Annotated in this window: 12 protein-coding genes and 1 pseudogene; 4 read left to right on the top strand and 9 right to left on the bottom strand. The window is 68.9% G+C overall.

The annotated features are described in order from the left end of the window. Positions 1-132: 132 nt before the first annotated feature. On the bottom strand, positions 133-519 hold the full coding sequence (locus tag E3O49_RS18040; protein WP_134365569.1) for a twin-arginine translocase TatA/TatE family subunit: 387 nt from the start codon (positions 517-519) through the stop codon (positions 133-135). An 87-nt stretch (positions 520-606) separates the two neighbouring features. Between E3O49_RS18040 and E3O49_RS18035 the strand changes: the two genes are divergently transcribed. After that, positions 607-1,239 (top strand): O-methyltransferase, encoded by a 633-nt coding sequence (locus E3O49_RS18035; RefSeq protein ID WP_134365570.1) that lies wholly within the window; start codon positions 607-609, stop codon positions 1,237-1,239. A 105-nt stretch (positions 1,240-1,344) separates the two neighbouring features. On the opposite strand, the gene E3O49_RS18030 is transcribed toward E3O49_RS18035, so the two are convergent. From E3O49_RS18030 to dapE, 3 genes are all read right to left on the bottom strand, one after another. Continuing rightward, positions 1,345-1,521, bottom strand: a complete 177-nt coding sequence (locus E3O49_RS18030) for a DUF3117 domain-containing protein (protein WP_134365588.1) — start codon at positions 1,519-1,521, stop codon at positions 1,345-1,347. An 82-nt stretch (positions 1,522-1,603) separates the two neighbouring features. Beyond that, positions 1,604-2,821: a glycosyltransferase family protein gene (locus E3O49_RS18025; protein ID WP_241981079.1), complete on the bottom strand. Its 1,218-nt coding sequence runs from the start codon at positions 2,819-2,821 to the stop codon at positions 1,604-1,606. Next, positions 2,797-3,891 carry a succinyl-diaminopimelate desuccinylase gene (gene dapE, locus E3O49_RS18020; RefSeq protein ID WP_241978663.1) on the bottom strand — a complete coding sequence of 365 codons (1,095 nt, stop codon included), beginning with the start codon at positions 3,889-3,891 and terminating at the stop codon, positions 2,797-2,799. The genes E3O49_RS18025 and dapE overlap by 25 nt, the downstream gene beginning before the upstream one ends. A gap of 17 nt (positions 3,892-3,908) precedes the next feature. On the opposite strand from dapE, the gene dapD reads away from it, so the two are divergent. Beyond that, entirely contained in the window at positions 3,909-4,889 is a 981-nt protein-coding gene (dapD, locus tag E3O49_RS18015; RefSeq protein WP_134365571.1) for a 2,3,4,5-tetrahydropyridine-2,6-dicarboxylate N-succinyltransferase, read from the top strand. 52 nt (positions 4,890-4,941) lie between these two features. After that, positions 4,942-7,641 (top strand): penicillin acylase family protein, encoded by a 2,700-nt coding sequence (locus E3O49_RS18010; RefSeq protein ID WP_241978664.1) that lies wholly within the window; start codon positions 4,942-4,944, stop codon positions 7,639-7,641. A gap of 19 nt (positions 7,642-7,660) precedes the next feature. Here E3O49_RS18010 and E3O49_RS18005 read toward each other — a convergent pair whose 3' ends face one another. The 4 genes from E3O49_RS18005 to E3O49_RS17990 form a co-directional block, all read right to left on the bottom strand. Next, complete coding sequence (locus E3O49_RS18005; protein ID WP_134365592.1) at positions 7,661-8,941, bottom strand: citrate synthase; 1,281 nt, start codon at positions 8,939-8,941, stop codon at positions 7,661-7,663. A 287-nt stretch (positions 8,942-9,228) separates the two neighbouring features. Beyond that, on the bottom strand, positions 9,229-10,332 hold the full coding sequence (dapC, locus tag E3O49_RS18000; protein WP_277612481.1) for a succinyldiaminopimelate transaminase: 1,104 nt from the start codon (positions 10,330-10,332) through the stop codon (positions 9,229-9,231). A gap of 7 nt (positions 10,333-10,339) precedes the next feature. Further along, positions 10,340-10,663 carry a ferredoxin gene (gene fdxA, locus E3O49_RS17995; RefSeq protein ID WP_134365572.1) on the bottom strand — a complete coding sequence of 108 codons (324 nt, stop codon included), beginning with the start codon at positions 10,661-10,663 and terminating at the stop codon, positions 10,340-10,342. A 35-nt stretch (positions 10,664-10,698) separates the two neighbouring features. Continuing rightward, positions 10,699-11,724 carry a hypothetical protein gene (locus tag E3O49_RS17990; RefSeq protein ID WP_134365573.1) on the bottom strand — a complete coding sequence of 342 codons (1,026 nt, stop codon included), beginning with the start codon at positions 11,722-11,724 and terminating at the stop codon, positions 10,699-10,701. A 273-nt stretch (positions 11,725-11,997) separates the two neighbouring features. Here E3O49_RS17990 and E3O49_RS18895 point away from each other — a divergent pair. Continuing rightward, a pseudogene (locus E3O49_RS18895) lies at positions 11,998-12,048 on the top strand (hypothetical protein); the annotation flags it as partial. A gap of 342 nt (positions 12,049-12,390) precedes the next feature. On the opposite strand, the gene E3O49_RS17985 reads toward E3O49_RS18895, so the two are convergent. Beyond that, entirely contained in the window at positions 12,391-12,804 is a 414-nt protein-coding gene (locus E3O49_RS17985) for a hypothetical protein (protein WP_134365574.1), read from the bottom strand. Positions 12,805-12,863: the final 59 nt, after the last annotated feature.

Raw genomic sequence — 12,863 nt, 5'->3', positions numbered from 1 at the left:
GCCCTCCCCGCGGTTCCCCTAACGAATTCGACGGAGATTTTTCCGAATCAGCCCCAAATCGGCCCTAATCGGCCCTGAAACCGCCTCGAACTCAAAATCTCCGTCGAATTGGTTCGGCGCCCCGCGAACCGGTCAGGTGGCTTCGGAGTCGAACGGCGCCGGTTGCTGCGAGGCGGCCGCTTCACGGGCGCGCTTGCGTTGCAGGTAGGCCCCGTCCGGGTTGACGCCGGCCCGGGAGACGACGGCGGACTGTTCCTTCACCGGCTCGTCATCGCTGAGTGCTTCCCGGATGATCCGGCGCGGGTCATACTGACGCGGGTCGAGTTTCTTCCAGTCGACGTCGTCGAAGTCCGGACCCATCTCGTCCCGCATCCGGTCTTTGGCGCCGTTCGCCATGTTCCGGAGCTGCTTCACCAGGCGCGCGAGCTGCGCCGCGTAGTGGGGCAGTTTCTCCGGTCCGAGCAGGAAGACGGCGACAATCCCGATCAGGAGGATCTTCTCGAACGTCAGTCCAAACATTCACTCAGAATAACCCCCGGCGAGGCCTCCCCCGACCAGGCCCGGCCCACCCCTAGGCTTGACCCATTCACCTACTGGAGTTGCACTGTGTCTGACAAAGATCTGAACTGGAAGTTCTCCGACGATTCCGTCGTGGAATCCGACGCTGTGGCCAGGGCCAGGCAGCAATCCCTCGAGCTCGGGATCGACTCGATCTCGCCGGCCGTCGGTGCGCAATCCGCCGTGATCGCCGCGGCGACCGGGGCACGGAGCATCCTCGAGGTGGGTACCGGGGCCGGAGTCTCGGGCATCTGGCTGCTCAGGGGCGCTCCCGGCGCCACGCTCACGTCGATCGACACCGAGGTCGACCACCAGCTGCACGCCCGGGCCAGCTACCTCGAGGCCGGCATCCCCGCGAACCGGGTGCGCCTGATCACGGGCCGCGCCGCCGATGTGCTGCCGCGGATGAATGAGAACTCCTACGACATCGTCTTCGTGGACGCCGACCCGCAGTCCGTGATCGAGTACGTCGAGCATGCCCTGCGCCTGGCGCGTCCGGGTGGAACCGTTCTCGTGGCCCACGCGCTCTGGCGCGGCCGGGTCGCCAACCCCGCCCAGCGCGACGATGTGGCCACCGGTTTCCGCACCCTGCTGACCGAGATCGCATCCTCGACCGCCGTGATCAGCGCGCTCTCGCCGGTGGGCGACGGGCTGCTGCAGATCACCAAGATCCGCGCCTGAGCTGATCGGCGACCGTCCGGCCAAGCGGCCGTCCGCCTGGGCACAAGAAAATCGGCCACGCAGCCTGAGCCGCGTAGCCGATTTCGGTGATGTTTTGGGACGTGACTACACGGTCGACTGGACTACGCCGGCGAGTGCATCGTGAAGCTCTTTTGCTTCAGCGTCGTTCACAGAGACGACGAGTCGGCCTCCACCTTCGAGCGGAACCCGCACGATGATGAGGCGCCCCTCTTTTACAGCCTCCATTGGCCCGTCTCCGGTCCGTGGCTTCATGGCCGCCATGAACTCCCCTTCCATTCATTCGTCTGAACCTCCATTATCGACCATTGCGGCCCGAGACAGTAATTAGCGGCCCCGCCAGCCGCTAGGGCGGCGTCCAGTCCGCGCCGTCGACGCCCCAGCACAGCAACAACCAGCCCCACTGCCCGAGGATGCCCGCCAGCACCAGGGCGATGCGGTACCCGGTGTTCCGCGGCGGGGCGAGCGCTCCGAGCAGCGGGAACATCGGCATCAGCAGCCGGAACGTACTCGACTGCGGGAAGAAGACCGCGAGCAGGTACAGCGCGTAGCTGGCCAACCACAGGCGCAGATCGACGCCGAGACGCTTCACCGGGGGCAGGAATAACGCCGCGCCGAACAGGAGAATCAGCACGATGACGGCGACGATGCCGAGCGGCATCCCCAGCCACCAGACCCCGCTCTGGAACCACGCGGTGAACGGGATGAGCTCCTGGTAACCGATGTACGGCGCCCGCCAGGCGAGTTCGGTGTCGGTGTACGCGGTGATCGACCCGGTGCCGATCCAGGCGATGGCCGGCCAGGCGAGTCCCGCGAGCAGGCTGTACCCGGTGACGGATGCCGCCAGCACCCGGTCCGCCGCCGGGAACGGGTCCTGCCGGCGCGTGACAGCGCGGTACACCGTGTGCAGCCCCAGGGCGAGCGCGAAGGCGAGGCCACTCGGCCGCGTCAGGGCCATCACGGTGATCACCGGGAACAGCAAGGCGTAGCGACGTTGCAGCAGCAGGAGCAGGGCCAGGGTCAGCAGGAACAGGTACATCGACTCGGCGTAGCCGAACTGCAGGAGCGGCGACAGCGGCGCCACGCAGAACAACACCACCGAGAACAGAGCCGTCGACGAGTCCAGCACCCGTCGCATCAGCCGGTAGAACAGCAGTGCCGCGCCGAGGCTGAAGGCCACGGACACGAGGACGGCCATGGGCGCCCACGGCTGCCCGACCAGCACCATCAGCAGGCGCACGATCGCCGGATATCCGGGCATGAACGCCCAGGCGCTCTCCCCCACGTGCCCGTCCGCGGTGAACGGCAGGGTGGAGGGGTAGCCGACGACGGCAACGATGTTGTACCAGCGGCCGTCCCACATGTTCGCGAAGTCCGCGTATCCGGGCGAAGCGGACGTCCACGCGTTGGGTCCCTGCACGTTCGCCAGGAGCAGCACCAGCGCGGTGGTGACGATCCGGGACGCCGCCCAGATCAGGGTGACCCGCGCCCACCACGGGGTGGCGCAATAACGGGCCCGCCACGGGGCGGGCAGCACGGCTACCCGACGGGTGCGCTCAGCCATGAACGGAGGCCGTCCTCGCACTCCGTGATCTGCTGCAGGGCGACGCGCTCGTCGTCCGCGTGGGCCTTGAGCGGGTCACCCGGGCCGTAGTTGACGGCCGGGACGCCGAGCGCGGAGAAGCGTGCGACATCCGTCCAGCCGTATTTGGGGCGCGCCTCGCCGCCGACCGCGGCCATGAATTCCCGGGCCAGGACCGCGTCGAGCCCGGGGTGGGCTCCTTCCGCCCGGTCGACGATCGTGATCTCGTAACCCTGGAAGAGGTCCTCCAGGTGCATGACGGCCTCCGCCGACGTGCGACTGGGGGCGAACCGGTAGTTGACGTGCACCATGCACTCGTCGGGGATCACGTTGCCGGCGATGCCGCCGCTGATGCCGACCGCGTTCAGGCCCTCCCGGTAGACGAGACCCTCGACCTCGACCTCGCGCGCCTGATAGCCGGCAAGGATCTCGAGGATGGGTCCGACCTTGTGGATGGCGTTGTCGCCGACCCAGCTGCGCGCCGAGTGCGCGCGCAAACCGAAGGTGCGGATTTCGACGCGCACATTGCCGTTGCAGCCGCCCTCGATCCGGCTGTTGGTCGGCTCGCCGAGAATAGCGAAGTCGCCCTCGAACAGGTCGGGCCGGTTCCGGGCCAGGCGGCCGAGGCCGTTGAGGTCGTCGGCGACCTCCTCGTGGTCGTACCACATCCAGGTCACGTCGACGACGGGTTCGGTCAGTTCGGCGGCCAGCTTCAGCTGCACGGCCACGCCGGCCTTCATGTCGACCGTGCCGCGGCCCCAGAGGTAGTCGACACCGTCGATGGTCTCGAACCGGGTCGGCAGGTTGCGGTTCAGCGGAACCGTGTCGATGTGGCCGGCGATGACCACGCGCTGGGCCCGGCCGAGGTTCGTGCGGGCGACCACCGTGTCGCCGTCGCGGATGATCTCGAGGTGATCGAACCCGGCGAGCGCCTGCTCGATGGCATCGGCCAGGGCCGTTTCGTTGCCGGAGACCGACTCGATGTCGCAGATCACGCGGGTGAGTTCGATCGAGGACGCGGACAGGTCTAGAGTCACGGGGTTCTGGGGCACTCTACTAATCTAGAGCCATGACCACCGCCGTGTCCCCGCCGCCCGCCGTCCCCTCGAACGCCTGGGGCTACGGCCTGGCCACGGTCGCTGGCGACGGCACCGTGCTGGACACCTGGTTTCCGGCTCCCCGGCTCGGCACCCTGCCGGCGGGCCGCGACCGCTGGATCGTGCCGTCCGAGCTGGAGGAATTCGCGCGCGAGGATCCGCGCCGGAACGTCCGGGTGGAAGCCGTCACGGTGGAGATCGATCTCGCTGCCGCGCCGACCGGAACCTCCGACGCCTACCTGCGCCTGCACCTGCTATCCCACCTCCTCGTGCTTCCGAACAGCATCAACCTCGACGGCATCTTCGGCCACCTCCCCGCCGTGGCCTGGACCAACGCGGGCCCCATGCTGCCCGCCGATTTCACCCGGCTTCGCCCCTCGCTGCAGCGTCACGGCATCCAGACGACCGGGATCGACAAGTTCCCGCCGCTGCTCAACTACGTCACGCCCGACCGGGTCAGGATCGCGGATGCGTCCCGGGTGCGCCTCGGGGCCCACCTCTCCCCCGGCACGACCGTCATGCACGAGGGGTTCGTCAACTTCAACGCAGGCACGCTCGGCACCTCCATGGTGGAGGGCCGGATCTCCCAGGGCGTCGTCGTCGACGACGGCGCCGACATCGGCGGCGGGGCCTCGATCATGGGGACGCTGTCCGGCGGCGGCACCGAACGCGTGTCGATCGGCAAGCGCGCCCTGCTCGGCGCGAACTCGGGCGTCGGCATCTCGATCGGCGACGACACCGTGGTCGAGGCGGGCCTCTACGTGACGGCCGGCACCAAGGTGCTGCTGCCCGGCGCGCCGCGCACGGCGGATGGCGCCCTGCGCGCTGTGAAGGCCGTCGAACTCTCCGGGGTGCCCAACCTGCTGTTCCGTCGCAACTCGGTCTCCGGCGCGGTCGAGGTCCTGCAGCGCGACGGAACCGGCATCGTCCTGAACGACCAATTGCACGCATAACCTCGATTCCGGCATCCTTCTCGGGGTACGCTGCGAATCGAGAAGGAGTGACGTGGGAACCGACGCACCGCGCAGTAAACGCCACCGCAGGTTCGGGCTGGCCGTCACCGTCCTGGCCGTGTGCCTGAGCCTCGTGCTGCTGGCCTCCGGGGCGGGCGTCTGGACCGTGACCCGGTCGTTCCCGACGGTGTTCGGCGAGATCGCGCTGCGCGGCCTGGCAGCGGATGTCACGGTGTACCGGGACGAGGCCGGCATCCCCCAGATCGTCGCGAACACCGCGACCGACCTGTTCCGCGCCGAAGGCTACGTGCACGCCCAGGACCGGTTCTGGGAGATGGACTTTCGCCGGCACGTGACCAGCGGGCGGCTCTCCGAGCTCTTCGGGGCGAGCCAGGTCGGCACGGACACGTTCATCCGCACCCTCGGCTGGCGCGCGGTGGCCGAGCAGGAGGTCGCCCAGCTCGACCCCGTCACGCTGAGCTACTACCAGGCCTACGCGGAGGGCGTGAACTCCTACCTGGCCACGCACGAGGGCGCCGACCTCTCCCTCGAGTACGTGGCGCTGGCCCTGCAGAATCCCGGCTACACGCCCGAACCGTGGACCCCGGCCGACTCGGTCGCGTGGCTGAAGGCCATGGCCTGGGACCTGCGCTCCAACCTCGACGACGAGGTGGACCGGGCCCTCCTCGCCGGTAGTTTCAGCCCGGACGAGGTGGCGCAGCTGCATCCGTCGTACTCCTACGCGGATCATCCGACGATCCTCGACGGGGCGCCTCCCGAGCAGGCGGAGGCCGCAGCGGACGACGGGAACGTGAGCGACGGACAGACCGACGGTTCGGGCGACGGTTCGGCCGACGGGATAACCGGGGAGCCGGCCCAAACCGCTCTCGCCTCCGCCCTGACCGGGCTGCACGGCACGCTCGCGGGGGTGCCGGAGCTGCTCGGCCCGGCCGGTGCCGACAACGAGCTCGGCTCGAACTCCTGGGTGGTGTCCGGCGCGCACACGGACACGGGCAAACCGATCCTGGCCAACGATCCGCACCTGGGCGCGGTCATGCCCTCGGTCTGGTACCAGGTGGGCCTGCGGTGCCGCACCCTCAGCGCGGAGTGCCCGTTCGACCTCGCCGGGTACGGTTTCTCCGGGCTGCCGGGCATCATCATCGGCCACAACAGCCGCATCGCCTGGGGCTTCACGAATCTGGGGCCGGATGTCGCGGACCTCTACCTGGAAAAGGTCACCGGCAGCACCTACGAATACGACGGGGCACAGAAGCCCCTGCTGGTGCGCAACGAGCGGATCAAGGTGGCGGGCGGCGACCCGGTGAAGATCCAGATCCGGGCGACGGAGCACGGCCCGATCGTCAGCGGCCTGGACGGCACCGCCTTTCCGGGGATCGCGACGGAGTACCCGTCGGCGATCGACCTGCCCGACCTCGCCGTGCCGGAGGCCCCGGCAGCCCCGGCCGACCCGGCCGCGGCGGCACCCGCAGCGGCGCCGGCTCCCGAACCCACGAGCTACCAGCTGTCGCTGCAGTGGACGGCACTGACACCCGGGCGCACGGCATCCGCTGTCTTCGCTCTCGACGCCGCCACCGACTGGGCGAGCTTCCGGGCGGCGGCCCAGCTGTTCGACGTGCCGTCGCAGAACCTCGTCTACGCGGACGTGGACGGCAACGTCGGCTACCAGGCGCCCGGCCTGATCCCGATCCGCCGCGCCGGGGACGGCACCGTGCCGGCGCCCGGCTGGACCAGCCAGTACGGGTGGACCGGCTACATCCCGTTCGAGGAGCTGCCGCAGTCATACAACCCGCCGGCCGGCTTCATCGTGACCGCCAACAACTCCCCCGTCGGCCCGGACTACCCGTACCTCATCACCAAGGACTGGGACCTCGGCTACCGTGCGACGGAGATCACGAAACGCCTGCAGGCCAGCATCGATGCCGCCACCCCCCTCACCACAGCCATGATGAGCGAGATCCAGGCCGACACCTACAGCCCCCTGGCGGCCGCCCTCGTGCCCGCGCTGAAGAAGATCGCGCCCACCGACAAGACCCGGGCCGCCCTCGCCCTCTTCGACCACTGGGACTACCACCTCGACGCGGACAGCGCGGCAGCCGCCTACTTCAACATCATCTGGCGCAACCTGCTCGTGAACATGTTCGACGGCAAGCTCCCGGAAGGAACCTCGCTCACCGGCGGTGACCGTTCGTTCGCGATCGTGATCGGACTGCTCAACACCCCCGACTCGCCCTGGTGGAACAACGACAAGGTCGGGGCCGCGGGCCGCGACAGTATGCTCAAAAAGGTGGTCGGTCAGGCCGCCGCGGAGGCCGAGAAACTGATGGGGCCGGATGTCTCCGGCTGGGAGTGGGGCCGCATCCACACCCTCGAGATGACGCATGCGAGCTTCGGCAAATCCGGGATCGCACCGCTGGAGTGGCTCTTCAACCGCGGGCCGTATCAGGTCGCGGGCGGGTCATCCGTCGTCGACGCGGTCGGCTGGGACGCGACGGCCGGTTACGCGGTCGACTGGGTGCCGTCGATGCGCCAGGTCGTGAGCCTGGCGGACTGGGACAGGTCGACCTGGCTGAACCTGACCGGCAGTTCGGGGCATGCGTTCCACCCGAACTACGACGACCAGACCGAGCTCTGGCAACGCCAGGAGACCCGGCCGTGGCTCTTCTCGCTCGGCGCCGTCAAGGCGGCGGCCACCAACACCCTCGTGCTGCGTCCGCTCACCCGAACCAGGTGAGCGGTGCCGGCTCGGCTGCCTAGCGGCGCGGGAAGTCGCGGGCCGGGGAACCGATGTAGAGCTGCTGCGGGCGACCGATCTTGGTGGTCGGGTCCTCGTTCATCTCGCGCCAGTGGGCGACCCACCCGGGCAGGCGGCCGATCGCGAAGAGCACCGTGAACATGCTCGTGGGGAATCCCATGGCCTTGTAGATGACGCCGGTGTAGAAGTCGACGTTCGGGTACAGCTTGCGTTCCTTGAAGTAGTCGTCGTTCAGGGCGATGTGCTCGAGTTCCTTGGCGATGTCGAGCAGGTCGTCCTTGACGCCCAGGGCGGCGAGCACCTCGTCGGCGCTCTCCTTGACCAGCGTCGCCCGCGGGTCGTAGTTCTTGTAGACCCGGTGGCCGAAGCCCATCAGGCGAACGCCCTGTTCCTTGTTCTTGACGCGCTCGACGAACTTCTCGACGCCTTCACCGGATGCCTTGATCTCGCCGAGCATCTTCAGGACGGCTTCGTTCGCGCCGCCGTGAAGCGGGCCGGAGAGCGCGTTGATGCCCGCGGACACCGAGGCGAACAGGTTGGCTTCGGTGGAGCCGACGAGGCGCACCGTCGAGGTCGACGCGTTCTGCTCGTGGTCCTCGTGCAGCATCAGCAGGCGCTCGAGCGCCTTGCTGACCACGGGGTTGACCTCGTAGGGTTCGGCGAGGGTGCCGAAGATGAGGCGCAGGAAGTTGTCCACGTAGCCGAGCGAGTTGTCGGGGTAGAGGAACGCCTGGCCGATGCTCTTCTTGTAGGCGTAGGCGGCCATCACGGGCAGCTTGGCGAGCAGGTGCACGGTGGCCAGTTCGACCTGTTCCGGGTCGTTCGGGTTGAGCGAGTCCTGGTAGTACGCGGCCAGCGCCGACGTGCCGGCGGACAGAACGGCCATCGGGTGGGCGTTGTAGGGCAGCACGTCGAAGAGGCCCTTGAGGTCTTCATGCAGCAGGGTGTGGCGACGGATGCGGGTGTCGAACGCTTCGAGTTCGCTCGCGCTGGGCAGGGTGCCGTAGATCAGCAGCCAGGCGGTCTCGAGGAAGTTCGAGTTCTGGGCGATCTGCTCGATCGGGAAGCCGCGATAGCGGAGGATGCCCTTGTCGCCGTCGATGAAGGTGATCGCCGAGCGGGTCGCCGCGGTGTTCACGAACCCGGAGTCGAGCGTGATCAGGCCCGACTGGCGGGTGAGGGTGGAGATGTCGATGCCCGACGCGCCGGCGGTGCCGCGCACGATCGGTAAGTCTGCGGACCCGCCCGGGAACGTCAGCGTGGCTCGCTGGGGTTCGATGGACGGTTCGCCGGCCGGTACGTTCGCGGCCTCATCGGCCGGCTCGCTGGCTGGTGTTCGCTGCGCAATGTCGCTCACGGCGGCTCCCTGGGTCTGACTGAGTGTCACTGAATATCACTACCTAACCGTCTGGTGACTGACCGTCTGTGGCGATTGGCCACAGCACACCGATGTGTCTGTAGACGTCAACGCGGATACAGCCTAATAGGCTCAGCCGCCTACTGTTGCATTCGCCAAGAATGCCCCCTCTCGGTTAGAGGTAGTTGACAAGGCCGCGGATGCCTGATTCACCCGGCCCGGAGCCTCGCTGCGGCGGCCCCGATTCGCTCATCGGTGGCCGTGAGCGAGAAGCGCACGTGCTGGGGATATCCGTCGCCATAGAAATGGCCGGGGCCGGCGAGGATGCCCAGATCCGCCAGACGGGCGATCGATTCCCACGCGTCGACACCCTCGGTGGCCCACAGGTACAGCCCCGCCTCGCTGTGCTCGACGCGGAAGCCGGCCGCGACCACGGCGGGCAGCAGCACGGCACGGCGTGACCGGTACCGTTCACGCTGCACGGCCACGTGCTCGTCGTCGCCCAGCGCGGCCACCATGGCGGCCTGCAGGGGTGCGGGAAGCATCAGGCCGGCATGCTTGCGCACGGTCAGCACCCGCGCGAGCAGGTCGGCGCAGCCGGCGGCGAACGCCCCGCGGTAGCCGGCCATGTTCGACTGCTTGCTCAGGGAGTAGATCGCCAGCACGTTGCTTCGGTCGGTGCCGGCGACCCGAGGGTCGAGGATGCTGGGGATCGGCTCGGTGTCCCAGCCGTCGGTCCAGCCCAGTTCGGCGTAGCACTCGTCCGAGACGATCACCGCGCCGAGCTCCCGGGCCCGATCGACCGCGGCACGGAGGTGCGCGACCGGGAGCACCCGGCCGTCCGGGTTGCCCGGGCTGTTCAGCCAGATCAGCCTGGTCGTGGCCGGCCACTCGGCCGGGTCGTCGGAGGCGAGCGCCTCGGCCCCGGCGATGGCCGCGCCGATGCTGTAGGTCGGGTAGGCGGCCAAAGGGTGCACCACCGTGTCGCCCTCACCGACGCCGAGCATGAACGGCAGCAGCGCCACCATCTCCTTGGACCCGATGGTCGGCAGCACATTCTTCTCGGTGAGGCCGATGACGCCGCGCCGGCGCCCGTACCAGGCGATGATCGCCTGCAGCAGCTCCGGGGTCCCGGCGGTCTGCGGGTAGGCGTGGGCGTCGGTGGCGGCCGCCAGCGCCGTGCGAATGACCTCGGGCGTCTGGTCGACCGGGGAGCCGATCGACAGGTCGACGATGCCGTCGGCGTGGGCGCGGGCCCGGGCCGCGAACGGAACCATCTGGTCCCACGGGTAGTCGGGGAGCGGCTTCAGCACGCGCAGGTCACGCCTGGACCTGCGGGGGCAGGGCGGCAATGATGGGGTGGTCCTTGTGGATCACGCCGATTTTGGCCGCGCCGCCGGGAGAGCCGAGGTCGTCGAAGAACTCGACGTTGGCCTTGTAGTACTCGGCCCACTGCTCGGGGGTGTCGTCTTCGTAGTAGATGGCCTCGACCGGGCAGACGGGCTCGCAGGCACCGCAGTCGACGCATTCGTCGGGGTGGATGTAGAGCGAGCGGTCACCCTCGTAGATGCAGTCGACCGGGCATTCGTCGACGCAGGCGCGGTCTTTCACATCGACGCACGGCAGTGCAATGACGTATGTCACGGGTGGGGAGCTCCCTTCACGAGCGGAATATCAGTCTATTGCGAACCCGGCCGGGCCGGAATTCGAGGCCAGGCGAGCACGAGGGTGGCCACCAGCGCCGGCACGACGGTCCACAGCATGCCGGGAAGGCCCTGGGGAACGAGCACGGAGCCCCCCGTGCTGCGCAGCGACAGCAGGAAGATGCTGCCGAGCAGCCCCAGCGCGCAGAACAGGACGATCATGCGGTCGCCGAGCACCAGACGGAGGCCGACCAGCAGCGCGGTCACTCCGGTCAGGGCCAGGATCAGTCCCACCGGGATCGTGACCGGTCCGATCGGCACGGTGGCCTGGTGCGCGATGGTGCCGACCACGCCGAAGGCCGCACCGATCAGCAGGGCGAAGACGCCGGCCAGGGCGCGGCTGACCAGTCCCGGCTCCGCGGCGACCTCGGCGGCGGCCCGGTGCGGGGATTCCAGGCGCAGATAGGTCTCGGTGCCGCCGATCACGACCGGCACGGCGCCCGTGCCTGAGCCCGTGCCGGTGTTTGGGCCCGTGCCGGCGCCGACCGGGAGCACGGTGTGACCCGTGACGCTCCAGCGCCCGGGGTAGGCCCAGACGGCTCGCAGCTTCTGCTCGACGTGGTCGCTGACGTCGATCGCGACGATGCGCTGGCCGATGGCCCCCGACACGCTGCGGCTGGCGAAGACGGGCACGTGCAGGGTGTCGGCGGCCCCGACGGCCGCGTCGCGGAGGCGCTCGTCCTCGGTGCCGATCACGAGGGCGGTGGCCTGAATCTCGTCGAGCACGTCGGCCACGGCCGCGGCCAGGGCCTGCCGGTCCGGCCCGGCTTCCGGCGAGGCGACGGATGCCGCGGGCAGCATCCGCCAGTCGCTCACGTCCAACTCCGCCATCGCCGAGCCCACGGCGGCGTCGTCGCCCCCGGCGGCGGCGCCGGACGCCCCGAACAGCACGACGACCTCGGCTCCGTCGGAGCGCAGCCGGGAGATAGTGCCTCCGGTGAGCAGGGCCTCCTGACCGGGACGGTCGTGCAGGAACACGACTCGCTCTGCGCTGCCGGACATGACCATCGATGAGCTCCACTGCGGTTGTGACGGGCGGACACCCACCGATGCATAATAGCTGGACACAGGCGCGGAATCGAAGCTAGAGTGTGCTGGGTTAGGTTAACCTAACCACACTTACCCGCCAGGCCACCAGCAATGTGAACCAGGACGTACCGTGCTCGCCAACTACCTGATCGGCCTCCGCGAAGGTCTCGAAGCCGCTCTGATCGTGACCATCCTCGTGGCCGACGTTGACGATCGGCCGCCGTTCAGGCCACCGGCGAGTCCACGTTGCCGCTGGCCGGAGCCGCGTTGGGCATCCTCACCGCAGTCGTCCTCGGCTGGCTGATCTACGCGGGCATGGTGAAGATCAACCTCGCGAGGTTCTTCACCTGGACCGGGCACCATCAACTTCTCCCCCGCCACCACCTGGCTGCAGCTGGTCGACTGGCTCGGGTACACGATCCCGGTGATGACGCTCTTCATCCGGCAGGGCCGCCAGGGCAGCCGGCCGCGCCTCGCCGCTCCGGAACAGGCGGCGTCCGACCGGGGGCCCGCCTCGGTCACGCACTGACCGTTCCCGAGCTTGCCGCCGACAGTGCCCGTTCCGGTCGAGAGTGACCGGCGAAGCGGTCACTCTCGACCGGAACGGGCACTAAAGGGAGGGCGGGGAGGGGCCGGGTATTAGGCGGCCGGGTTGACCGTGTAGAGCACGCCCTCGGGGGTGCCGGCGAGCACGACGGACCAGGTGCCGTTCGTCAGAGCGGCCACGCCGGCCTCGCCGACGTTCGCGGTGGCACTCGTGTCGGAGCTGAAGCCGGCGTCCTCGAGCTTCTTCTTGGCATCGGCGAGGGGGTCGGCGGCCGAAGTGGCGACCGTGACCACCCAGCCCGTGTCGCCGTTCGTCGTGTTTGCGGCGCCGAAGCCGAGGTTCCCGTCGATGACCGGGATCTCCTTGGGCCAGCCCGCCGGCAGCTCCCCGGCGAGGCTCACGTCGCCGCCGGTGGCCTCTTTCACGGCTCCGTTGACCGCACCGCCGACCGTTGCGCCGGAACAGCCGGAGAGCAGGAGCATCGCTGCCACGGCAACGGCCGCCACTCGTGCACATTTCATTTCCATCGTCAGGCTCGTTTCTGGTGTCGTTTGTGCGTGGTCGT

It is taken from the genome of Cryobacterium shii (assembly GCF_004402595.1).
GTDB classification, from domain to species: Bacteria; Actinomycetota; Actinomycetes; order Actinomycetales; family Microbacteriaceae; genus Cryobacterium; species Cryobacterium shii.
The sequence above is the reverse complement of the archived record's forward strand: the minus strand, read 5'-3'. Positions and strand labels throughout refer to the sequence as shown.

Coding starts and splice junctions, on each gene's coding strand:
- dapD (WP_134365571.1), top strand. CDS start 3,909: ATGACCACCGCCGTGTCCCCGCCGCCCGCCGTCCCCTCGAACGCCTGG.
- E3O49_RS18025 (WP_241981079.1), bottom strand. CDS start 2,821: ATGGCTGAGCGCACCCGTCGGGTAGCCGTGCTGCCCGCCCCGTGGCGG.
- E3O49_RS18040 (WP_134365569.1), bottom strand. CDS start 519: ATGTTTGGACTGACGTTCGAGAAGATCCTCCTGATCGGGATTGTCGCC.
- E3O49_RS18030 (WP_134365588.1), bottom strand. CDS start 1,521: ATGGCGGCCATGAAGCCACGGACCGGAGACGGGCCAATGGAGGCTGTA.
- E3O49_RS17990 (WP_134365573.1), bottom strand. CDS start 11,724: ATGTCCGGCAGCGCAGAGCGAGTCGTGTTCCTGCACGACCGTCCCGGT.